Source organism: Streptomyces sp. GQFP (genome assembly GCF_021545335.1).
GTDB lineage: Bacteria > Actinomycetota > Actinomycetes > Streptomycetales > Streptomycetaceae > Streptomyces.
Window position 1 is genome coordinate 2,196,406 of record NZ_CP089312.1, and the last position, 20,938, is coordinate 2,217,343.

Here is a 20,938-nt window from a genome sequence, read left to right on the forward strand (position 1 = left end):
ACCTGAAGCGTACCGGCGCCCACCGACACCGACGTACCCCCGTGACCTACCGCTCGAACCGGTACCCCATCCCCGGCTCGGTGATGAAGTGTTTCGGATGCGAGGGATCCGTCTCCAGTTTGCGCCGCAGCTGCGCCATGTACACGCGCAGATAGTTGGTCTCCGTCCCGTACGACGGCCCCCACACCTCCTGGAGCAGCTGTTTCTGGCTGACCAGCCGGCCCGTGTTGCGCACGAGCACCTCCAGCAGATGCCACTCCGTGGGAGTCAGCCGTACGTCGCGCCCCCCGCGGTGGACCTTCTTCGCGGCCAGGTCGACGGTGAACTCGGCGGTCTCCACCATGACGTCGTCCTCCGCGCTCCCGGTGGGCTCGGCCCGGCGGACGGCGGCCCTCAGCCGGGCCAGCAGTTCGTCCATGCCGAAGGGCTTGGTGACGTAGTCGTCGGCGCCCGCGTCGAGCGCCTCGACCTTCTCGTCGGAGGTGTGCCGGGCCGACAGCACCAGGATGGGCACCCGGGTCCAGCCCCGGAGCCCCTTGATCACCTCGACGCCGTCCATGTCGGGCAGACCGAGGTCGAGCACGACCACGTCGGGATGGCGGGCGGCGGCCAGTTCGAGGGCGGTGGCACCGTCGGGGGCCGCGTCGACCTCGTACTTGCGTGCCTTGAGGTTGATCACGAGCGCGCGCACGATCTGCGGCTCGTCGTCGACCACCAGCACCCGGGTCATGAAACCTGCCTTTCCGCCTGCACTTCTGTTCCCACTGCCACGGCCCCCGCCACTCCACCACGCCTCAGAGACTCGACCCCCGCGCCTGCGTCCGTCCCCGCCGCCCGCACCGTGAGCACCATGCTCAGCCCGCCCCCAGGCGTGTCCTCGGCCTGGAGCGTGCCGCCCATCGCCTCCGCGAACCCCCGGGCCACCGCCAGGCCCAGTCCGACCCCGGCCCCGCGCGGAGCGTCACCGTACCGCTGGAAGGGCTCGAAGATGCGGTCCTTCGCCTCGTCCGGCACGCCCGGCCCGCGGTCCACCACCCGCACCTCCACCCGGTCGGCGATGGCACTGGCGGCCACCAGCACCGTCTCCCCGTCCGGGCTGTACTTGACGGCGTTCTCGACCAGGTTGGCCACCGAGCGCTCCAGCAGCCCGGGATCGACGGCGACCATCGGCAGCGTCTCGGGAACGTCCAGCTCGACGCTGTTCTCGGGTACGCCCCCCAGCGCCATCGGCACCACCTCGTCGAGGTCGATCTCCCTGATCAGCGGGGTGACGGTGCCGGTCTGGAGCCGGGACATGTCCAGCAGGTTGCCCACCAGGTGGTCGAGCCGGTCGGCGCCGTCCTCGATGCCGGCCAGCAGTTCGGCCCGGTCCTCCTCGGACCACTCCACGTCGTCCGACCGCAACGACGTGACCGCCGCCTTGATCCCGGCCAGTGGCGTACGGAGGTCATGGCTGACGGCGGCGAGCAGCGCCGTGCGGATCCGGTTGCCCTCGGCGAGGGTACGGGCCTGGTCGGCCTGGGACTGGAGGCGCCGGCGGTCGAGTACCACGGCCGCCTGGGCGGCGAACGCGGCCAGCACGCGCCGGTCGGCGGCGGGCAGCACCCGGCCGGACAGCGCGAGCGCCATGTGGTCGCCGACCGGCATGTCCACGTCCGCGTCCTCCGGCCGCTCCACCGCCTGCCTGGTGCCGACGCTGCCCGCGCAGGTCCATGGATCGACGTCGCCCGCCCGCTCCAGCAGCGCCACGGACTCCATCCCGAAGGTCTCCCGGACCCGTTCGAGGAGCGCCTCCAGGCTGGTCTCGCCGCGCAGGACGCTCCCCGCGAGGAAGGAGAGGATCTCCGACTCGGCCCGCAGCCGGGCCGCCTGATGCGTCCGCCGGGCGGCCAGGTCCACCACCGACGCCACGGCCACGGCGACCCCGAAGAAGATCACGAGGGCGACGATGTTCTTCGGGTCGGCGATGGTCAGCCGGTGATACGGCGGCGTGTAGTAGTAGTTCAGCAGCATGGAGCCGAAGGCCGCCGAGGCGAGCGCCGGGTAGAGGCCGCCGAGCAGGGCCGCCGCCACGGTGAGCGCCAGGAACAGCAGCATGTCGTTGGCGAGGCCGAGGTCGACGGCGTTCAGCAGCAGCGCGAGGGCCAGCGGACCGGCCACGCCGACCAGCCAGCCCCAGATGATCCGCGCCCGCCCGAGCCGGGCCCCCCGGGCCACGGGCAGCCCGCGTCCCTTGCCCGCCTCGTCATGGGTGATCAGGTGGACGTCGAGGTCGGGCCCCGACTCCCGGGCCACGGTCGCGCCGACCCCGGGCCCGAAGACGTACTGCCAGGTCTTGCGCCGGGAGACACCCAGCACGATCTGGGTGGCGTTCACGCCCCGCGCGAAGTCCAGCAGCGCCACCGGGACGTCGTCCCCGACCACATGGTGAAAGGTTCCGCCAAGATCCTCGACCAGGGTCCGCTGGACGGTCAGTTCCTTCGGGGAGGCGTTGGTCAGCCCGTCGCTGCGGGCGACGTAGACGGCCATGACCTCGCCGCCGGCGCCCTTCTCGGCGAGCCGCGCGGCCCGCCGGATCAACGTACGACCCTCGGGTCCGCCGGTCAGTCCGACCACGATCCGTTCCCGCGAACCCCAGATCCTGGAGACCTGGTGCTCACTGCGGTACTCGGTCAGGTACTCGTCGACCCGGTCGGCCACCCACAGCAGCGCCAGTTCCCGCAGCGCTGTCAGGTTCCCCGGGCGGAAGTAGTTGGAGAGAGCCGCGTCTACCTTGTCGGACTTGTAGATGTTGCCGTGGGCCATCCGCCGACGCAGCGCCTGCGGGGACATGTCGACCAGCTCGATCTGATCCGCACGCCGGACCACTTCGTCGGGAACGGTCTCCTGTTGACGTACACCAGTGATCGACTCAACCACATCACCCAACGACTCAAGATGTTGAATGTTGACAGTCGATATCACGTCAATACCGGCGGCCAGCAGCTCCTCGACGTCCTGCCAGCGCTTGGTGTTGCGCGAGCCCGGGATATTGGTGTGCGGCAGTTCGTCCACCAGGGCGACCTGCGGCCGACGCGCGAGCACGGCGTCCACGTCCATCTCGGTGAACACGGATCCGCGGTAGCCCAACTCCTTGCGCGGGATCTGCTCAAGGCCGTGGAGCATCACCTCCGTACGCGGCCGGCTGTGGTGCTCCACGAAGGCCACCACGCAGTCCGTTCCCCGCTCGACACGGCGGTGCGCCTCGGAGAGCATCGCGTACGTCTTGCCGACGCCCGGTGCCGCACCGAGATAGATCCGAAGCTTGCCGCGTCCCATGGCCTCATTGTCTTCCCGCGCCCGCTGCGGACGCAGCGTCGACATTACGTCGAACAATGCCGACAAAATGGACGAGAAGCAGACCGAAGCACGCCTTTGACGCAACCCTGACGCGCCCACAAACGAGCCGCGCCCCTTTTTCGGGGCGAAGCCCGAAAAAGGGGCGCGGGGAACTGCGCGACCAGCCCCCACCGGCCCGCGGCAAACAAACCGCGTAACCGACGGAACTCTTAGCGAACCTCAGTAATCTCCGGCCCACGCTGCAGCTGCCCCATGCCACCGGAGAAGCGAGACCCAGCCTGCTCCTCCTGCTGAACACCCTCGGGCACCATCTGCGCATCGTTCGGCAGCTTCAGCACGATCGGGTCGCGAGGCGCCATCGGCCCCTCGCCACGAACGACGACCGTGTCCCGGAAGATCTGCTCCAGCAGCCCGGCCGCCTGCGGCTGCACCGCACCCTGCCCGGAGATGACCCCCCGCAGGAACCACCGCGGACCGTCCACACCGACGAACCGCACGACCTGGAAACCACCCGTGCCGTCCGGCAGTTGCACCGGAACCTGCGCGCGCAGCTCCCAGCCCAGCGGCCCCTCGACCTCGTCGACGATGCCACCCTGCTGGGTGATGCCGGAGGCGATCTCCTCGCGCACCTCGCCCCAGATGCCCTCGCGCTTGGGCGCGGCGAAGGCCTGGAGCTGTACGGCGCTGTCGCGCAGCACGACGGTCGCCGCGACGATCGCGTCACCCGCGACCTCGACCCGAAGTTCCATGCCGTCGACTCCGGGCACGAACAGTCCGCCCAGGTCCACCCGGCCCTCGCCGGGCTCGCGGACCTCGGTGTCGTCCCAGGGTCCGTCGGGACGCGGCTCCGGCTCCAGCCGGACGCGTCCACGTCCGCCCGCGGCTTCCTCGTCCGCCTCAGTGCCGCTGTCGACGACCTGCTCGGCCTCGCCGGCCGCGTCCTCGGCGGCACCCTTCTTCTTGCGACGTCCGAACACGTCACTGTCCTTCCCGGTCGGATACGACCGAAGCGTATCGATTCCCACCCGTTGTGCCGCCCACTGCGGCCTGACCGCTGTGACCGCTCGCACCGCCCACCGAGGCGTGACCTCCGGTGGACCCGAAGCCCCCCTCGGCCCGCGCCGAGCCGGGAAGTTCCGCGACCTCCCGGAAGCGGACCTTCTCGACCTGCTGGACGACCAGTTGGGCAATCCTGTCGAAGCGCTCGAATCGCACGGGTTCGTGCGGGTCGAGATTCACCACGATCACCTTGATCTCCCCACGGTACCCGGCATCAACCGTCCCCGGGGCATTCACCAGAGCGACACCGCAGCGGGCGGCGAGCCCCGAACGGGGGTGCACGAAGGCCGCGTACCCGTCGGGAAGTGCGATGGACACCCCGGTGGGCAGAACGGCCCGTTCCCCGGGCTTCAGTTCGCACTCCCGCGTCGTCCGCAGATCGGCTCCTGCGTCGCCGGGCTGTGCGTACGACGGAAGCGGTACGTCCGGGTCGACGCGGCGGATGAGGACGTCCAGGGGCTCACGGCCCATGGGTGCGGGGCTCACGGGTTCACCTCGAATGCGCGGGCGCGCCGGACCTGGTCCGGGTCGCTCATGGCCGCCTGGATCTCCTCCGGGCGGCCGTTCTCGATGAAGTGCTCGACCTTGACCTCGATGAAGAGGGCCTCGGCGCGCACCGCGACGGGCCCGTCGGGGCCGCCGATGCGTCCGGTGGCGGTCGAGTAGATCTTCCGCCGGGCCACCGCGGTGACCTCGGCCTCCAGATGCAGCAGGGTGCCGACGGGCACGGGCCGGACGAACTCGGTCTCCAGCCGTCCGGTCACGGCGATGGTGCGCAGCAGCCAGTTCAGGGAGCCGAGCGTCTCGTCCAGCGCGCTGGCGAGCACTCCGCCGTGGGCGAGGCCGGGGGCGCCCTGGTGGGCCTCCCGCACGGTGAACTCGGCGGTGACGGTGACCCCGTCGCCGGCCCGCGCGGCGAGGTGCAGGCCATGGGCCTGTTCGCTGCCACATCCGAAACACTGTTCGTAGTGGGCGCCGAGCAGCTCTCCGGGCGCGGGTGCGTCCGGGTGCCGCACGGGCGCCACGGCGTCGGCGGGGGGCTTCAGAGCTGCGGATGTACCACTCACAGCCGCAGACCTTACCCGCGAGTCGGCCGTCGACCGACACCATGCCAAGCTTGGCTCCATGCAGCTTTCGGCCTCCCCGTACGAAGAACGCCTCACGGCCCCCCGCTCCTGGTGGCTGATCTCCTTCCTGGTCGGCGTCTCCTTCGCCCTGATCCTGCTCCCGTTCGGCACGCTGCCCCTGCTCGGCGGCCTGGTGGGCGGTACGGCTGCGGCCGCGGTGGCGGCGAGTTCGTACGGCTCGATCCGGATCCGGATCGTGGGCGACGCGTTGATCGCGGGCGAGGCGAAGATCCCGGTGGCGGCCCTGGGCGAGGCGGAGATCCTGGACGCGGAGGAGGCCCGCGCCTGGCGCACGTACAAGGCCGACACCCGCGCCTTCATGCTGCTGCGCGCCTACATCCCCACGGCGCTGCGCGTCCAGGTCACGGACCCCGCGGACCCCACCCCGTACCTGTATCTGTCGACGCGGGAGCCCGAGCGGCTGGTGGCAGCGCTGGAATCGGCGCGGGCGGCCGCCGCCCGCGACGCCGGCTGAACCGATCGGCAAATTCTTCTTCGACGGCGGGCAAAGACTTGCCCGCCGCTCCTGCGCCCGGGGGCTTTGAGCCCCTGCGGGCCGCTACTTCCCGAGTTCCTTCGGCCCGTTCGCGATGTCCAGTGCGTCGGTGGGCAGCGGCAGCGGGGGCAGTTCGGGGAGCTGGTCCCAGGGGACCTGGAACCTGCGCAGGTCCTTGCGGACGTGGCCCGCGAGCTTTCTGGTGTCGCGCCGGTTCATGACCGCGCCGACGGCCGCGCCCACCATGAACGGGATCAGGTTGGGCAGGTCCCGGACCATCCGCTTCATGATCTGCTGGCGGAGTTCGCGCTTCATCTGGCCCCCGAGGGCCGAGTTGAACGTCGACGGCTTGGTCACGTCGATGCCGCGCTCGCCCGACCACGAGTTCAGGTACGCGGTACTGCGCTGCTTCAGATTGCCCGGTGGCCGTACGCCGTAGACCTCGTGCAGCTCGGCGATCATCTTGAGCTCGATCGCGGCCACACCGGTGATCTCGGCGGCCAGCTCGGTCGGCATGGCCGGTGGCACCGGCAGCATGGCTGCGGCCCCGATGCCCGCGCCCACGGTCGCCGTCGCGCTCGCGGCGCCCGCGACGAGTTTGTCCGCGATCTCCTCGGGCCCGAGGCCCGGGAACTGTCTGCGGAGGGTGGCGAGGTCGCGTACGGGGATACGCGGGGCGTTCTCGATGATCCGGTCGGTGAGGTACGCCAGGCTCGCCTTCGCCCGGCTGCCGCCCTTGCGGACGCCTTCCCTGGCCTTGTGCCGGATCGCGGCCGTCCGTCGCCCGGCGACGGGGACGGAAGGCTCGGCCGGCACCGGGAGGTCATCCCCGTGGTCGGCCGGCCTGTCGGCCGGTTCGAGCGAGGCCGATCCTGTACCGGATGAGCCTCGCTCGTCGTCACGAGCACCGTGAGGGCCGTTCTGCGGCCCCTGGTCCGCTCCCCGCGAAGGGAAGCGGCGCTTCCAAGGAGGGGTCGAGCCAGTCACGGCCGACCCGCCCTCAGTCGCAGTCGCGGCAGATCGGCTGACCGTTCTTCTCGCGGGCCAGCTGGCTGCGGTGGTGCACCAGGAAGCAGGTCATGCAGGTGAACTCGTCCTGCTGCTTGGGCAGGACCCGGACGGCCAACTCCTCGTTCGAGAGGTCCGCTCCGGGCAGTTCGAGGCCTTCGGCGGCCTCGAACTCGTCGACGTCCACGGCGGAAGTCGACTTGTCGTTCCTCCTGGCCTTCAGTTCTTCAAGGCTGTCCGAGTCGACGTCGTCGTCGGTCTTGCGTGGGGTGTCGTAATCCGTTGCCATGTCGCGCTCTCCCCCTCTGGGTGTCTGCGGTGTCTCAGCGCAGGTAACGCGTGAGAGGCCGGACTTGTGCCCGACCTGAGGCGGAGATTTTGCCTCACATCAAGGTCTGTTACTCAATCGACACCCAACCGACCCCCTCAAGAGAGATCGGCATGGATGGCGATGCGGACCGTACACGGTCCGAATACCGCACTTCAAAGGCGCCCCACCGTGTACTTCCCGTGATCAAGACCCCTGAAAACCCGGATTATCCGGGCCTTATGGCAGGTCGCATGATCACGGACAGTAGATGGCCGGAATTTCGCCCTTGTGATCGATCACACACGAAGTCTCCGGGAGGGTGCCCCGGAAATTCCGCGCAAAGCGAACATCCTCGCGTGTCGGCGACATGATCTCAGATAGGAAGGGCGACTCGCATCACGAGCCCACCCCCCTCACGCGGTGTGGCCGAGATGTGGCCGCCGTGAGCGCGCGCCACAGAGCGCGCGATCGACAGCCCGAGGCCCACACCCTTGTCACTGCCCGTTCGCTCCGTACGCAGCCGCCTGAAGGGCTCGAAGAGGTTGTCCACCTCGTACGCCGGGACCACAGGACCCGTGTTCGAGACGACCAGCACCGCCTGCCCGTGCTGGACCACGGTGTTCACCTCGACCCAGCCGTCCTCCGGCACGTTGTACCGCACCGCGTTCTGTACGAGGTTCAGCGCGATCCGCTCCAGCAGTACGCCGTTGCCCTGGACGACCACGGGATCGCGCTGTCCGCGGAACTCGACCCCCTTGGCCTCGGCCTCGGCATGCGTCTGGTCGACGGCCTGCGAGGCGACCTCGGCCAGATCGACCGGTTTCCGCTCGACGATCTGGTTGTCGCTGCGGGCCAGCAGCAGGAGCCCCTCGACGAGCTGCTCACTGCGCTCGTTGGTCGCCAGCAGCGTCTTGCCCAGTTGCTGGAGTTCCGGTGGCGCCGCCGGATCGGACAGGTGCACCTCAAGGAGCGTGCGGTTGATCGCCAGCGGCGTTCTCAGCTCGTGCGACGCGTTGCCGACGAACCTCTGCTGGGCCGTGAACGCCCGCTGGAGGCGCTCCAGCATCTCGTCCAGGGTGTCCGCCAGCTCCTTCAGCTCGTCGTCGGGGCCGTCCAGCTCGATCCGGCGGGACAGGTCCGAGCCGGCCACCGCGCGGGCGGTACGGGTGATCCGGCCCAGCGGGGTCAGGACCCGGCCTGCCATGGCGTAGCCGAACGCGAAGGCGATCACGGCGAGACCCAGCAGCGTGAGCAGCGAGCGGCTGAGCAGGCTGTCCAGGGCGTGCTGGCGCAGGGCGTCGCTGCACGCCTTGAGCGCGGCGTTGCGCTGGTTGTCGGTGGTCGCGCTGTCCAGCACCGGGCAGGTGTCACTGGTGATCCGGGTGACGGTGCCCTCGATCTGGAACGACTGGTTGCTGCCCTCCCGGATGGCCTGGGCGGCCAGCAGATAGATGATCGACAGCAGCAGGATGCCGGCGATCAGGAACATGCCGCCGTAGAGCAGCGTCAGGCGTATGCGGATGGTCGGGCGGAGCCATGGCAGCGGCAGCTGCTGGGGCTTCCTCGGGTCCCAGGTGGGCTTCGGGGGCGCCTTCGGGGGAGCGGGTGTCGTGGCCATCGAATCCTCAGATCCGGTAACCGGAGCCCGGCACGGTGACGATCACGGGAGGCTCGCCCAGCTTGCGCCGCAGGGTCATCACGGTCACGCGTACGACGTTGGTGAACGGGTCGGTGTTCTCGTCCCAGGCCTTCTCCAGGAGCTGCTCGGCGGAGACGACCGCGCCCTCGCTGCGCAGCAGCACCTCCAGGACGGCGAACTCCTTCGGCGCGAGCTGGACCTCCTTGCCGTCGCGGAAGACCTCGCGGCGGTTCGGGTCGAGCTTGATCCCGGCCCGCTCCAGGACGGGCGGCAGCGGCAGGCTCGTACGCCGGCCGAGGGCACGCACGCGTGCCGTCAGCTCGCTGAAGGCGAAGGGTTTGGGGAGGTAGTCGTCCGCGCCGATCTCCAGTCCCTCGACCCGGTCGCTGACATCTCCGGAAGCCGTGAGCATCAACACGCGCGTGGGCATGCCGAGTTCGACGATCTTGCGGCAGACGTCGTCGCCGTGCACCAGCGGGAGGTCACGGTCGAGGACGACCACGTCGTAGTCGTTGACGCCGATGCGCTCCAGGGCCGCCGCACCGTCGTACACGACGTCGACGGCCATGGCCTCCCGGCGCAGTCCGGTGGCCACCGCATCGGCGAGCAGTTGCTCGTCCTCGACGACGAGTACGCGCACGTCGTTTGTCCTTCCTCGGGGTCGCCCGCGGGCCCGGTCGGCACGTTGGCGGAATCTTTTCGTGTGGTCAGGCCTCCATCCTGCCGCTTTCGCCCGTAAACCGGTTGTAAGAGGGCTCAGAACGATCACCGCAGGACACCTTCCCGGCCGCCCCGGGCCGCTCCCGCCGACAACGGAGGGAAGAATTCTTGGCGGGTTGAGGTTTCCCCGGAACGGAGCGGGGGGAGGACGGCTTTACACCCCGCGATCACGCTCTGCGTGTGCCATGACACCTAGTGGCACAACGGACCGCTTTCCGCAGAGCGGGCGTGGGTGTCCGGCACCGTCGCCGCCCGGCAGGGCAGCGCTGGGCACCCAGTTGGAGACGTGATCGCCCCTTCCGAACGGCACACCCCCGTGCCATCGACCCACGACCCAGGACGAGGGGGCGCAGCATGGACGCATTCACCGCAGGACTTCTGCAGCGCATAAGGGCGACCGAGACCGACCTCACTCGGGCTCGCGACGAGGGCGACGACTTCCTCGTCGAAGTGGAACAGGCCGAACTCGACGACCTGCGCCGCCTCGCCGCCGAACACGGTGTGGAGGTCGGCGCGACGAGCGTCTGACGTAGTGCGTACGCACTACGTCGCGGTAACAGTGGAACCCCGGCGAATCCAGCGCCGGGGTTCCGCTGTTTCTGTGTTTCCGGCCCCTGGGCCGCTTCAGCATCAGTCGTGCCAGGCGCCGAAGGCCTCCAGGTGGTGCTGGAGGGGTTCGAAGACGCCTGGGGTGCCCGCGACCGTCAGATCGCGTGACGGGCGTTCTCCGGGGCGTCCACCGGTCAGGGCGCCCGCCTCCCGGGCGATCAGGTCGCCCGCGGCCACGTCCCAGGCGTTGAGGCCGCGCTCGTAGTAGCCGTCCAGGCGACCCGCCGCCAGATCGCAGAGGTCCACCGCAGCCGAACCGCCGCGCCGGATGTCGCGCAGCAGCGGGATCAGCTGCCTCGCCACCTCGGCCTGGTGGGCCTTGACCTCGGCGACGTAGTTGAAGCCCGTCGACACCAGGGCCTGGTCCAGGGGCGGGGCCGGGCGGACGGTGAGCCGGCGTTCGCCCTCCCAGGCGCCGGTGGCCCAGGCTCCCCCGCCGAGCACCGCGTGGAACGTCTCACCGCGCATCGGCGCCGCGACCACGCCGACGATCCGCTCGCCGTCCCGCTCAGCCGCGATGGAGACGGACCAAGTGGGCAGTCCGTACAGGTAGTTGACCGTGCCGTCGAGCGGGTCGATGACCCAGCGGATGCCGCTGCTGCCCTCGCTGGAGGCGCCCTCCTCGCCGAGGAAGCCGTCGTCCGGGCGGTGGTCGGAGATCACGTCGGTGATCAGCTTCTCCGCCGCGATGTCCATCTCCGTGACGACGTCGATGGGGCTGGACTTGGTGGCGGCGACCGCGAGGTCGGCCGGCCTGCCGTCCCGCAGCAGCTCTCCCGCGCGGCGGGCGGCCTCCTGGGCGAGCCGGAGCAGTTCGGGCAGCAGGGGGTCGGTCACTGGGTTCCTCACGCGTACGGGCTGTCGGCGCCCGCGGCGGCGGGCCTGGGGGCACGGGACGGGCAGCAGCCCACCGGGCAGAGGTCGCGGGTCGCGCCGAGCGCGCCCAGGGCGCACGGCGTGATGTCCTGGCCGCTCTCGGTGGCGGCGCGCTCCAGGACAAGTTCGCGGACCGCGGCGGCGAAGCGCGGGTCGGCGCCCACGGTCGCGGAGCGGCGCATGGGCAGGCCCAGTTCCTCCGCCTTGGCCCTGGCCTCCGTGTCGAGGTCGTACAGGACCTCCATGTGGTCCGACACGAACCCGATGGGCGCGATCACGACGGCCGGGACGCCGGCACCGTGCCGCTCCTCCAGGTGGTCGCAGATGTCGGGCTCCAGCCACGGGATGTGCGGGGCACCGGAGCGCGACTGGTAGACGAGCTGCCAGGGATGGTCGACGCCGGTCCGCTCGCGCACGGCGTCCGCGATCAGCCGGGCGGTGTCCAGGTGCTGCTTCACGTACGCCCCGCCGTCCCCGTGGTCCTCGACGGGCCCGGAGGTGTCGGCGGAGGCGGTCGGGATGGAGTGGGTCGAGAAGGCGAGGTGCGCGCCGTCCCTGACGTCCTCGGGGAGGTCGGCGAGGGAGGTGAGCACACCCTCGATCATGGGCTCCAGGAATCCCGGGTGGTTGAAGTAGTGCCGCAGCTTGTCGACCTGGGGGAGGTCGAGGCCCTCGGCCTCCAGGGCGGCCAGGGAGTCCGCGAGGTTCTCGCGGTACTGGCGGCAGCCCGAGTACGAGGCGTACGCGCTGGTGGCGAGGACGAGGATGCGGCGTCTGCCGTCCTGGACCATCTCGCGGAGGGTGTCGGTGAGGTACGGGGCCCAGTTGCGGTTGCCCCAGTAGACCGGCAGGTCGAGGCCGTGGTCCGCGAAGTCCTTGCGCAGGGCGTCCAGGAGGGCGCGGTTCTGGTCGTTGATCGGGCTGACCCCGCCGAACAGGAAGTAGTGCTGTCCGACTTCCTTGAGGCGTTCCTTGGGGATGCCCCGCCCGCGCGTCACGTTCTCCAGGAACGGAACCACGTCGTCCGGGCCCTCGGGGCCGCCGAAAGAGAGCAGGAGCAGGGCGTCGTAAGGGGTGGCGTCGAGCGCATCTCGCATGGCTCCGATCCTGCCACCCCCCTCTGACAGCCGGGATCGCGGCCCGTCCCGACGGGTGTATCAGGGTCACCTGACCCGTAAGCTGTATCGGCTGTCCTCACGCCTTACCCACGCGCCCCTCACGCCTTACCGGTCGACCGGAGTCTCCCCGTGCCCAGCCCCTACCGCGCCCTGTTCGCCGCCCCCGGCTCCGGGCGCTTCACCGCCGCGGGGTTCCTCGGCCGGATGCCGCTGTCGATGATGGGCATCGGCGTGGTCACGATGATCTCCCAGCTCACCGGGCGGTACGGGCTCGCGGGCGCCCTCACGGCGACCATCGCCCTGGCCGCCGCGGTGGCGGGTCCACAGGTCTCGCGGCTCGTCGACCAGTACGGGCAGCGCCGCGTACTGCGGCCCGCGACCTTCTGCGCCCTGGTGGCCTCGGCCGGGCTGCTGCTCGCCGCGCGCTTCGAGTGGCCGGACTGGGTGCTGTTCGTGTGCGGCGCCGGCATCGGCTGCGTACCGAGCGTCGGCGCGATGACCCGCGCGCGGTGGGCGGCCCTGTACCGGGACACCCCGCAGCTGCACACCGCGTACTCCTTCGAGTCCGTGGTGGACGAGGTCTGCTTCATCTTCGGGCCGATCATCTCCATCGGGCTGTCCACGGTGTGGTTCCCGGAGGCGGGGCCGCTGCTCGCCGCCTGCTTCCTGGCGGCCGGTGTCTTCTGGCTGACGGCGCAGCGGGCCACCGAGCCCGAGCCGCATCCGCGCGCGCAGCACAAGGGCGGCTCGGCGCTGCGCTCCCCCGGTCTCCAGGTCCTGGTGGTCACCTTCGCGGCGACCGGGGCGATCTTCGGGGCGGTCGACGTGGTCACCGTCGCCTTCGCCGAGGAACGGGGTCATCAGGGCGCCGCGAGCGTCGTGCTGGCCCTCTACGCGGCGGGCTCCTGCACGGCGGGAGCGGTGTTCGGGCTGCTGCACCTTCCGGGAGCCCCGGAACGCCGGTGGCTGCTGGGCATATGTGCGATGGCCGTGAGTATGATCCCCCTCCTACTGGTCGGAAACTTGCCGTTTCTGGCCGTGGCGCTGTTCGTTGCGGGCCTGTCCATCGCACCCACGATGATCACGACGATGTCCCTCATCGAACAGCACGTACCACGCGCGCAACTGACCGAGGGCATGACCTGGGTGAGCACCGGGCTCGCGGTCGGCGTCGCGCTCGGCTCCTCCGTGTCCGGCTGGGTGATCGACGCCGCCGGTGCGGGCGCCGGGTACGGGGTTCCGGTGGCGTCCGGGGCCGTCGCGGTCGCGGTCGGTTTCCTCGGGTACCGCCGGCTGAGCAGGCCGGCTCCGCGTCGGGGAGGCATCGTTGAGCAGCACAGCGAGCGGCAAGAGCGGCACGTGGCGTAACTGGGCGGGCAACGTCACCGCCCGGCCCGCCCGGGAGGTCACGCCCGCTTCCGTGGAGGAACTGTCGGCGGCGGTACGGAAAGCAGCCGCGGACGGTCTCAAGGTGAAGGCCGTCGGCACCGGGCACTCCTTCACGGCGACCGCCGCCACCGACGGGGTGTTGATCCGCCCTCAACTGTTGACCGGTATCCGCAACATTGACCGCGAGAACCTGACGGTCAGGGTCGAGGCGGGCACTCCGCTCAAGAGACTCAACATGGCTCTGGCCCGCGAGGGTCTGTCGCTCACGAACATGGGCGACATCATGGAGCAGACGGTCTCGGGCGCCACCAGCACCGGCACCCACGGCACCGGCCGTGAGTCGGGCTCGATAGCCGCCCAGATCAAGGGTCTTGAGCTGGTGACGGCGGACGGTTCGGTGCTCGCCTGCTCCGAGAAGGAGAATCCGGAGGTCTTCGCGGCGGCCCGGGTCGGCATCGGTGCCCTGGGGATCATCACCGCGATCACGTTCGCCGTGGAGCCGCTCTTCCTGCTCACCGCCCGCGAGGAGCCGATGACCTTCGACAAGGTCACCAGCGCCTTCGACGAACTCTGGGCCGAGAACGAGCACTTCGAGTTCTACTGGTTCCCGCACACCGGCAACACCAACACCAAGCGCAACAACCGCAGCGCGGGCCCCGAGAAACCGGTCAGTCGGATCAAGGGCTGGATCGAGGACGAGTTCCTCTCCAACGGCGTCTTCCAGGCGGCCCAGTTGGTCGGCCGCACGGTGCCGGCCACGATCCCGACGATCGCCCAGATCTCCAGCAAGGCACTGTCCGCGCGGACGTACACGGACATCCCGTACAAGGTCTACACGTCTCCGCGCCGGGTGCGCTTCGTGGAGATGGAGTACGCCGTTCCGCGCGAGGCCCTGGTGGAGACGCTGCGCGAACTCAAGGCGATGGTCGACAAGTCGGACCTGCGGGTCAGCTTCCCCGTGGAGGTGCGTACGGCCCCCGCCGACGACATCGCGCTCTCCACGGCCTCGGGCCGCGACAGCGCCTACGTGGCCGTCCACATGTTCCGGGGGACGCCCTATCAGGCGTACTTCACCGCCGCCGAGCGCATCTTCACGGCGCACGAGGGACGGCCGCACTGGGGCAAGGTGCACACGAAGGACGCCGATTACTTCGCGGGGGTCTATCCCCGTTTCGGGGAGTTCACCGCCCTGCGGGACCGGCTCGACCCCGAACGGCTGTTCCAGAACGACTACTTGCGACGGGTTCTCGGCGCGTAACGAAGGAATTGGTTCCGTTTCCGATGTTTACGTGAGCTGCGTTGCGTCCGAGGTCACGGAACCGGTGGAAGATCGGCCAACTCGCACTCCCCTGCTGGAATTGGGTGGCGTGCCAATCCACGCACGTGGCCCAAATGGAGTACTGTTGCGAGCCCTGGGTCCGGTCTCCCGCCTGGGCGTCCGGGGCCTTCCAGGATCGCCAAGAGGGGGCTCGTTGCACAGGGTGACGGAGTTTGTCACTTAGCGTTGCGAATAGATAACCGTGACATAACGGCGATCTCGGGCCCGCGCCCGACACGCCGGGCAACTCGGCAAGGTTGTGGCAGGCTGCACCCGGGCAGGCCACACTCGACTAGCGGAAGCAGCGACGCACGTGACGTCGGCAGGCACCACCCGGGAGGTCCCCATGCCCGAACTGCGTGTCGTGGCCGTCTCTAACGACGGCACACGGCTGGTGCTGAAGGCTGCGGACAGCACGGAGTACACGCTTCCGATCGATGAGCGTCTGCGCGCCGCCGTTCGCGGCGACCGTCCCCGCCTCGGCCAGATCGAGATCGAGGTGGAGAGTCATCTCCGCCCCCGCGACATCCAGGCACGCATACGTGCCGGTGCGTCCGCGGAAGAAGTGGCGCAGCTCGCCGGGATTCCGGTCGACCGTGTGCGTCGCTTCGAGGGCCCCGTGCTGGCCGAACGAGCCTTCATGGCCGAGCGGGCCCGGAAGACTCCGGTCCGCCGGCCCGGTGAGAACGCCGGTCCACAGCTCGGCGAGGCCGTGCAGGAGCGGCTGACGATCCGTGGCGCCGACAAGGACACCGTCCAGTGGGACTCGTGGCGCCGCGACGACGGCACCTGGGAAGTCCTGCTGGTCTATCTGGTCGCCGGTGAACCGCACTCGGCGAGCTGGACGTACGACCCGCCCCGGCGGCTCGTCCAGGCCGTCGACGAGGAGGCCCGCTCGCTGATCGGCGAGTCGGACGACCTCTCGGCGCCCGAGCCCAGCTTCCCGTTCGTACCGCGTATCGCCCGGCTGCCGCGCGACCGCCCGCTGGACCGTCCGGCCCTGCCGGCGCCGTCGCCGGAGGCCACCGAGGAGAGCGCGAGCGAGCGCGATTCGCTGACCAGCCTGCTGGAGGCGGTACCGAGCTTCCGTGGCGACATGGTCGTGCCGGAACGACCCTCCTCCACGGAAGTCCCGGAGGAACCGGCACCCGAACCCGAGGTGGAGGAGCCTCCTGCTCCTGCGGCCTCGGCGGGTTCCGCGTACGCGGACGTGCTGATGCCTCGCTCGGTCGGCGCTCACCGTGACCGGCTGGTCGGTGCGACTGACCGCCAGGCGGAGGCGGATGGGGTGCGGCCTGGGCGTAGAGCGGCTGTACCGAGCTGGGACGAGATCGTGTTCGGCACGCGCCGAAAGAACAAGGAGTAGCTCCGCTGGGTAGGCGGTTCGTTTGCTGCGGGTCCGGTGGGGGCTTGTCGCGCAGTTCCTCGCGCCCCTGACGGGGCGTTGCGTGGCCCCCCGTTCAGTTGAACGGGGGGGGCATGGAACTGTTGGGCTACTGCGGGTCCGGGCCCACTGCCACCGGTCGCGCCGGATCGCTCGACCACTCCGACCAGGAGCCCACGTACAGCGCTGCCGGGATGCCCGCTACCGCCAGGGCGAGGACCTCGTGGGCGGCTGAGACGCCTGAACCGCAGTACACGCCTACCGCGGTGGTGTCTGTTGCACCCAGGGTCTTGAAGCGGGCCGTCAGTTCGTCCGGGGGCAGGAAGCGGCCGTCGGGGCCCACGTTCTCGTTCGTGGGGGCCGAGACCGCGCCCGGGATGTGTCCGCCGACCCGGTCGATGGGCTCGACCTCGCCCCGGTAGCGCTCCCCCGCGCGCGCGTCGAGCAGCAGTCCGGAGCGGGCCAGTGCGGCGGCGCCGTCCGCGTCCAGCAGGTCCACCGCTCCTGGCACCGGCGTGAAGTCGCCCTCGGCGGGCGCAGGTACGTCCGTGTCGAGCGCCCCCGCCCAGGACGGCAACCCGCCGTCAAGGACCCGCACGTCCGGGTGACCTGTCCAGCGCAGCAGCCACCACGCGCGGGCCGCCGCCCAGCCCTGTCCACCGTCGTACACAACGACCGGGACGCCGGACGAGACACCCGCGCGGCGCATCGCTGTGCCGAACACCTCCGGGTCGGGCAGCGGATGCCGGCCACTCGCCCCCGGCGCGGAGGCGAGTTCCCGGTCCAGGTCGACGAAGACGGCGCCGGGGAGATGCCCGGCCACGTACGCGACGTGCCCGTCGAAAGGCGCCGCGCCGGGCATGCTCAGCTGCCAGCGGACGTCGAGCAGGACCAGCGGACGGGAACCAGCCAGCTCGTTCACTAGTTCGGATGCGGAGATGATGGCGTTCATGGCTCCATCCTTGCGCACGGGGTGGCCGCGGCGGCCAGGTCGGGCTACTCTCCCGCCGGACAGGTTCGATCACCAGGCGTACTGGATCGGGCACATGCTGTACGACCGATGGACACCTTGCGGCAATCGCACGGAAACGGGCGGGAAACGGCGGATCGGGCACCCTCACGACGAGGACGTGCGGGGGTCGGCGCGGCCGGAGCGCGCGGTACCGCGGGTGGTGCGAGCATCGGCACGGGGCGTGCGTGCGCGCGGGATCGCGGCTCGGCACGACGGACGTACGGGACGAGGCACGCCGTACGACGGTATGCGGCAGGTCCGCCGACGCGGCGGACGGCGGAAGTGACACGGCCACCGATAGGGCCTGTCGTCACATTCCCGTCGTCCGCCCGGAGGGCGGGCCGGGCGGCGTCAGGTGCGTACTCTCGGCGTGCCGGGCACGGGCCCGCTTACTGGTAGTACGTGGGTCTGTGCCCGGTGCGGCGAGAGTACGTGCATGGCGTCGCCCGGCAGACGGGAATGTGACGACAGGCCCTAGGGGTCGAGGAGAGAGTGACGATGACCGAGGCACGGGAGTCGGACGGCCGGAACAGCGAGGCGCACGACCGGCACGCGCCCGGCACACCCTGCTGGGTGAGTCTGATGGTGCACGGAATGGCGGCGACCCAGGACTTCTACGGAGAGCTGTTCGGCTGGGAGTTCGAACCGGGCCCCCAGCAACTCGGCTGGTACGTCCGGGCCCGGCTGGACGGTCATGAGGTGGCCGGCATCGGCCAGCTGCCGCCGGACCGCCATCTCCCCATCGCGTGGACGCCGTACCTCGCCTCGGACGACGCGGACCTCACAGCGGAGATGGTCCGGCACTCGGGCGGCACGGTGGGCGTCGGCCCCCTGGACGCGGCCGAGGCGGGCCGGCTGGCGATCGCCTCCGACCCGATGGGAGCGGTGTTCGGCATCTGGCAGGCCGCCGCCCATCTGGGCACGGACATCACCGGTGTCCCCGGCACGCCCGCCTGGAACGAGCTGGTGACCCGTGACTCGTCGAGCGTCGCCAAGTTCTACAAGACCGTCTTCGGCTACGAGGAGGAGCCCGTGGTGTCGGCGAACTTCGACTACGTCACCCTGCACGTCGAGGGCCGTCCGGTCGCCGGCATCCACGGCGTGGGCAACTCCCTGCCCCGGGACCGGGGTCCGCACTGGATGACGTACTTCGAGGTCTCCGACGCGGACGCGGCGGCCACCCGGCTGGTGGACCTGGGCGGCCATGTCGTCAAGCCTCCGCACGACAGCGCACACGGACGGGTGGCGACGGTGACGGACCCGGAGGGGGCGTTGTTCTCGCTGATCCAGAAGTGATCCGGAAGGGCCCGCGGTGATCCGGAGGGGCCCGCTGACGGCCCCCTGGCGACCCCTGCGCCGTGGCCCCTACGCCGGCCGCAGGACGCTGTGGATCGCCGCCTCGCCGGCCGCGAAGATCGAGTCCTCGCGCACCGTCGCGCCGGGACTCGGTGCGTGCATCATCGTGCCGTCGCCGACGCAGATGCCGACGTGACCGACGTGGCCCATGTCGCCGTGGAAGAAGACGAGGTCGCCGGGGCGGATGTCGGCGAGGTGGATCGCCATGCCGGCTCCCGCCTGCTCGTGCACGGCACGTGGGAGCGCGACCCCGGCGGCCTTCCAGGCGGCCTGGATCAGACCGGAGTTGTCGTAGGACCCCGGTCCCACCGCGCCCCAGACGCACGGTCTGCCGATCTGCGCACGGGCGAAGGCGACCGCCTTCGCGGCCTTCGCACCGGGCTCCAGACCGAACGCGATGCCGTTGCCGATACTCCCGCCGGCCACGGCACCGGCGCCCAGGAACGGGTCGGCGCCGAAGTAGGTTCCCGTGCCGTAGGACGTCTGTGCGACGTACGAGGTCTGCGCGACGTGGGGCGCCTGTGCGACGTAGGGCGCTTCCGCGACGGGGAACGGGGCGGCGGCGGGGAACGGGTCCGCCACCGGGAACGGGTCCGCGACCAGGGGGAGTTCGGTGACGAGGGCATAGTTCCCGTCGCGGAGCGTGCCCGCGTAAAGGGGCGTGCCTTCGAGGGACGCGTCCGTGCCCGGGCCTGCCGACTGGGGCAGTTGCGGCATCTCGGCCGGGAACGGAGCGGTGCCCGTGGCGGGCTGCGGGAACCAGCTGGGCTCGGCGGGCAGCGCGGTCAGGCCCCCCGGGGCTTCCTGCCGCGGTGAAGGCACTGCCGACAGCGCGTTCATGGGCGCGGCGGGCAGTTCGGCGACCGGGGCGGGCGGCAGTTCGGCCCTGGGTACGGGCGACAGTTCGCGCGCGGATCCCGTGGGCAACTCGGGCATGGATGCGGCGGTGAGCTCCGGCACGGCGCGGGCGGCCGGTTCGGCGGGAGGGCTCGCGGGACGAGCGGGGCGGGGCTCGGCCGCGCGGGCCGGCCTCCTGTCGGGCGGCAGTACGGCTGGCAGGGTCGGGCCCAGCTTGGCGCGCGCCGCGTCGAACCACGGTCGGGTGACTTCGTCGAGGGCGGGGTCCGAGCGCCTGCGCGCGGTGTCGGGCGTCGGGTTGACGCGCCTGCGCATGCCGACCTTCATCGCGCGGGTGGCGTTGAAGGTCCCGGTGACGCTTTCGGCCTGGTCGTAGAGGCTGTTGATCCGCTGCTGGACCTCCTCACGGCTCGGCCCATCATTACGGGTTCGTTCCGGCGCCATGCGGGACGAGCTCCTTCCGTGTTCCACCCCCGAGTCAACTGTCTGCTTCGAACAGCGACTTGGGAAGAAGTCGTACGGAGGTCAACTTAGCCAACTTGTGCGGTTCAAGTGAAGGTTGAAGCGCGAAATGTCCGATACGTAATTGTGACCTTCGTCGTATCGGGGGTGTTCCGGGATTCGGGCGGAACGTTCGGGGAAGGCGGGACGGGCGGCGACGATCAGGAGGGGCCGACCGGCAGGACGTCCGGGGAGAGCGCGCCGGCGTGGGCGGAGGCGCTCGTCATGCGGCGACGGTGGTGGCGTCGGCACAACACCTCGTAGCCGACCTCCGCGGCGAGGCTGCTCACATCGCCGACCACGACCTGCTCGCCCTCCACGACCATCTCGCCGTTCACGGTGCGTGCGTTGTGCGTGGCCCGCGCGCCGCACCAGCACATCGCCTCGACCTGGAGCGTCTCTATCCGGTCCGCCAGCTCGATCAGCCGTCGCGAGCCCGGGAAGAGCTTCGTGCGGAAGTCGGTGGTGATGCCGAAGGCGTAGACGTCGAGGCGCAGATCGTCGACCACGCGCGCGAGTTGGTCGATCTGGTCCGGCGCCAGGAACTGCGCCTCGTCCACGATCAGGTAGTCGACCCGGCCGCCCTGCGACACCCGGTCCACGACATAGCCGTACAGATCCATCCCCAGGACCGCCTCGACCGCGTCGGTCACCAGACCGAGCCGCGAGGAGAGCTTGCCCTCCCCCGCGCGGTCGTCCCGGGTGAAGATCAGACCCTGCAGTCCCCTCGCCGACCTGTTGTGCGCGATCTGCAGCGCCAGGGTCGACTTCCCGCAGTCCATCGTCCCGGAGAAGAACACCAGCTCGGACATGGGAGGT

20 protein-coding genes are annotated in these 20,938 nt (G+C 70.4%); 6 read left to right on the forward strand and 14 right to left on the reverse strand.

All coding sequences use genetic code 11. The features are described 5' to 3' along the window. Positions 1 to 46: 46 nt before the first annotated feature. The 5 genes from LUX31_RS09520 to LUX31_RS09540 form a co-directional block, all read right to left on the reverse strand. A complete protein-coding gene (locus LUX31_RS09520) occupies positions 47 to 730 on the reverse strand; it encodes a response regulator (RefSeq protein WP_235474351.1) in 684 nt (227 codons plus the stop codon). Next, positions 727 to 3,318: a sensor histidine kinase gene (locus tag LUX31_RS09525; RefSeq protein WP_235474352.1), complete on the reverse strand. Its 2,592-nt coding sequence runs from the start codon at positions 3,316 to 3,318 to the stop codon at positions 727 to 729. The genes LUX31_RS09520 and LUX31_RS09525 overlap by 4 nt, the downstream gene beginning before the upstream one ends. 230 nt (positions 3,319 to 3,548) lie before the next feature. Further along, positions 3,549 to 4,316 carry a DUF3710 domain-containing protein gene (locus tag LUX31_RS09530; protein WP_235474353.1) on the reverse strand — a complete coding sequence of 256 codons (768 nt, stop codon included), beginning with the start codon at positions 4,314 to 4,316 and terminating at the stop codon, positions 3,549 to 3,551. Position 4,317: 1 nt separating this feature from the next. Continuing rightward, positions 4,318 to 4,869: a dUTP diphosphatase gene (gene dut, locus LUX31_RS09535; RefSeq protein WP_235479855.1), complete on the reverse strand. Its 552-nt coding sequence runs from the start codon at positions 4,867 to 4,869 to the stop codon at positions 4,318 to 4,320. Between the two features lie 11 nt (positions 4,870 to 4,880). Further along, a complete protein-coding gene (locus tag LUX31_RS09540; RefSeq protein WP_235474354.1) occupies positions 4,881 to 5,465 on the reverse strand; it encodes a PaaI family thioesterase in 585 nt (194 codons plus the stop codon). Positions 5,466 to 5,523: 58 nt separating this feature from the next. Here LUX31_RS09540 and LUX31_RS09545 point away from each other — a divergent pair, with 58 nt between their 5' ends. Beyond that, positions 5,524 to 6,000, forward strand: a complete 477-nt coding sequence (locus LUX31_RS09545) for a DUF3093 domain-containing protein (protein ID WP_235474355.1) — start codon at positions 5,524 to 5,526, stop codon at positions 5,998 to 6,000. An 84-nt stretch (positions 6,001 to 6,084) separates the two neighbouring features. On the opposite strand, the gene LUX31_RS09550 is transcribed toward LUX31_RS09545, so the two are convergent. The 4 genes from LUX31_RS09550 to LUX31_RS09565 all read right to left on the reverse strand — a co-directional run bounded on the left by LUX31_RS09550 (position 6,085) and on the right by LUX31_RS09565 (position 9,618). Beyond that, on the reverse strand, positions 6,085 to 7,008 hold the full coding sequence (locus LUX31_RS09550) for an EcsC family protein (RefSeq protein WP_235474356.1): 924 nt from the start codon (positions 7,006 to 7,008) through the stop codon (positions 6,085 to 6,087). 13 nt (positions 7,009 to 7,021) lie between these two features. After that, complete coding sequence (locus tag LUX31_RS09555; RefSeq protein WP_235474357.1) at positions 7,022 to 7,318, reverse strand: DUF4193 domain-containing protein; 297 nt, start codon at positions 7,316 to 7,318, stop codon at positions 7,022 to 7,024. Positions 7,319 to 7,712: 394 nt separating this feature from the next. Beyond that, positions 7,713 to 8,957 carry a sensor histidine kinase gene (locus LUX31_RS09560; RefSeq protein WP_235474358.1) on the reverse strand — a complete coding sequence of 415 codons (1,245 nt, stop codon included), beginning with the start codon at positions 8,955 to 8,957 and terminating at the stop codon, positions 7,713 to 7,715. Between the two features lie 7 nt (positions 8,958 to 8,964). Then, positions 8,965 to 9,618, reverse strand: a complete 654-nt coding sequence (locus LUX31_RS09565) for a response regulator transcription factor (protein WP_006380516.1) — start codon at positions 9,616 to 9,618, stop codon at positions 8,965 to 8,967. A gap of 434 nt (positions 9,619 to 10,052) precedes the next feature. Here LUX31_RS09565 and LUX31_RS09570 point away from each other — a divergent pair, with 434 nt between their 5' ends. After that, the gene (locus LUX31_RS09570) at positions 10,053 to 10,226 is read left to right on the forward strand and encodes a hypothetical protein (RefSeq protein ID WP_167467697.1); all 174 of its coding nucleotides are present in this window, start codon (positions 10,053 to 10,055) and stop codon (positions 10,224 to 10,226) included. 102 nt (positions 10,227 to 10,328) lie between these two features. Here LUX31_RS09570 and LUX31_RS09575 read toward each other — a convergent pair whose 3' ends face one another. Beyond that, entirely contained in the window at positions 10,329 to 11,144 is an 816-nt protein-coding gene (locus tag LUX31_RS09575) for an inositol monophosphatase family protein (protein ID WP_235474359.1), read from the reverse strand. A gap of 8 nt (positions 11,145 to 11,152) precedes the next feature. Further along, positions 11,153 to 12,280, reverse strand: a complete 1,128-nt coding sequence (locus LUX31_RS09580; protein ID WP_235474360.1) for a ferrochelatase — start codon at positions 12,278 to 12,280, stop codon at positions 11,153 to 11,155. 150 nt (positions 12,281 to 12,430) lie between these two features. On the opposite strand from LUX31_RS09580, the gene LUX31_RS09585 reads away from it, so the two are divergent. From LUX31_RS09585 to sepH, 3 genes are all read left to right on the forward strand, one after another. After that, entirely contained in the window at positions 12,431 to 13,669 is a 1,239-nt protein-coding gene (locus LUX31_RS09585; protein WP_235474361.1) for an MFS transporter, read from the forward strand. Then, complete coding sequence (locus tag LUX31_RS09590; RefSeq protein ID WP_235474362.1) at positions 13,629 to 14,948, forward strand: D-arabinono-1,4-lactone oxidase; 1,320 nt, start codon at positions 13,629 to 13,631, stop codon at positions 14,946 to 14,948. Before LUX31_RS09585 ends, LUX31_RS09590 begins: the two co-directional genes overlap by 41 nt. 406 nt (positions 14,949 to 15,354) lie before the next feature. Further along, the gene (gene sepH / locus LUX31_RS09595; protein WP_235474363.1) at positions 15,355 to 16,374 is read left to right on the forward strand and encodes a septation protein SepH; all 1,020 of its coding nucleotides are present in this window, start codon (positions 15,355 to 15,357) and stop codon (positions 16,372 to 16,374) included. Between the two features lie 127 nt (positions 16,375 to 16,501). Here the strand turns inward: sepH and LUX31_RS09600 are convergent, their stop codons facing one another. Next, positions 16,502 to 17,344 carry a sulfurtransferase gene (locus LUX31_RS09600; protein WP_235474364.1) on the reverse strand — a complete coding sequence of 281 codons (843 nt, stop codon included), beginning with the start codon at positions 17,342 to 17,344 and terminating at the stop codon, positions 16,502 to 16,504. A 558-nt stretch (positions 17,345 to 17,902) separates the two neighbouring features. On the opposite strand from LUX31_RS09600, the gene LUX31_RS09605 reads away from it, so the two are divergent. Beyond that, complete coding sequence (locus LUX31_RS09605; protein ID WP_235474365.1) at positions 17,903 to 18,700, forward strand: VOC family protein; 798 nt, start codon at positions 17,903 to 17,905, stop codon at positions 18,698 to 18,700. A gap of 69 nt (positions 18,701 to 18,769) precedes the next feature. On the opposite strand, the gene LUX31_RS09610 is transcribed toward LUX31_RS09605, so the two are convergent. Next, complete coding sequence (locus LUX31_RS09610) at positions 18,770 to 20,062, reverse strand: C40 family peptidase (protein WP_235474366.1); 1,293 nt, start codon at positions 20,060 to 20,062, stop codon at positions 18,770 to 18,772. Between the two features lie 218 nt (positions 20,063 to 20,280). After that, positions 20,281 to 20,931: a thymidine kinase gene (locus LUX31_RS09615; RefSeq protein WP_235474367.1), complete on the reverse strand. Its 651-nt coding sequence runs from the start codon at positions 20,929 to 20,931 to the stop codon at positions 20,281 to 20,283. Positions 20,932 to 20,938 lie beyond the last annotated feature (7 nt).

Coding starts and splice junctions, on each gene's coding strand:
- LUX31_RS09580 (WP_235474360.1), bottom strand. CDS start 12,280: ATGCGAGATGCGCTCGACGCCACCCCTTACGACGCCCTGCTCCTGCTC.
- sepH (WP_235474363.1), top strand. CDS start 15,355: ATGCCCGAACTGCGTGTCGTGGCCGTCTCTAACGACGGCACACGGCTG.
- LUX31_RS09555 (WP_235474357.1), bottom strand. CDS start 7,318: ATGGCAACGGATTACGACACCCCACGCAAGACCGACGACGACGTCGAC.
- LUX31_RS09615 (WP_235474367.1), bottom strand. CDS start 20,931: ATGTCCGAGCTGGTGTTCTTCTCCGGGACGATGGACTGCGGGAAGTCG.
- LUX31_RS09610 (WP_235474366.1), bottom strand. CDS start 20,062: ATGGCGCCGGAACGAACCCGTAATGATGGGCCGAGCCGTGAGGAGGTC.
- LUX31_RS09560 (WP_235474358.1), bottom strand. CDS start 8,957: ATGGCCACGACACCCGCTCCCCCGAAGGCGCCCCCGAAGCCCACCTGG.
- LUX31_RS09600 (WP_235474364.1), bottom strand. CDS start 17,344: ATGAACGCCATCATCTCCGCATCCGAACTAGTGAACGAGCTGGCTGGT.
- LUX31_RS09545 (WP_235474355.1), top strand. CDS start 5,524: ATGCAGCTTTCGGCCTCCCCGTACGAAGAACGCCTCACGGCCCCCCGC.
- dut (WP_235479855.1), bottom strand. CDS start 4,869: ATGGGCCGTGAGCCCCTGGACGTCCTCATCCGCCGCGTCGACCCGGAC.
- LUX31_RS09520 (WP_235474351.1), bottom strand. CDS start 730: ATGACCCGGGTGCTGGTGGTCGACGACGAGCCGCAGATCGTGCGCGCG.
- LUX31_RS09570 (WP_167467697.1), top strand. CDS start 10,053: ATGGACGCATTCACCGCAGGACTTCTGCAGCGCATAAGGGCGACCGAG.
- LUX31_RS09605 (WP_235474365.1), top strand. CDS start 17,903: ATGACCGAGGCACGGGAGTCGGACGGCCGGAACAGCGAGGCGCACGAC.
- LUX31_RS09525 (WP_235474352.1), bottom strand. CDS start 3,318: ATGGGACGCGGCAAGCTTCGGATCTATCTCGGTGCGGCACCGGGCGTC.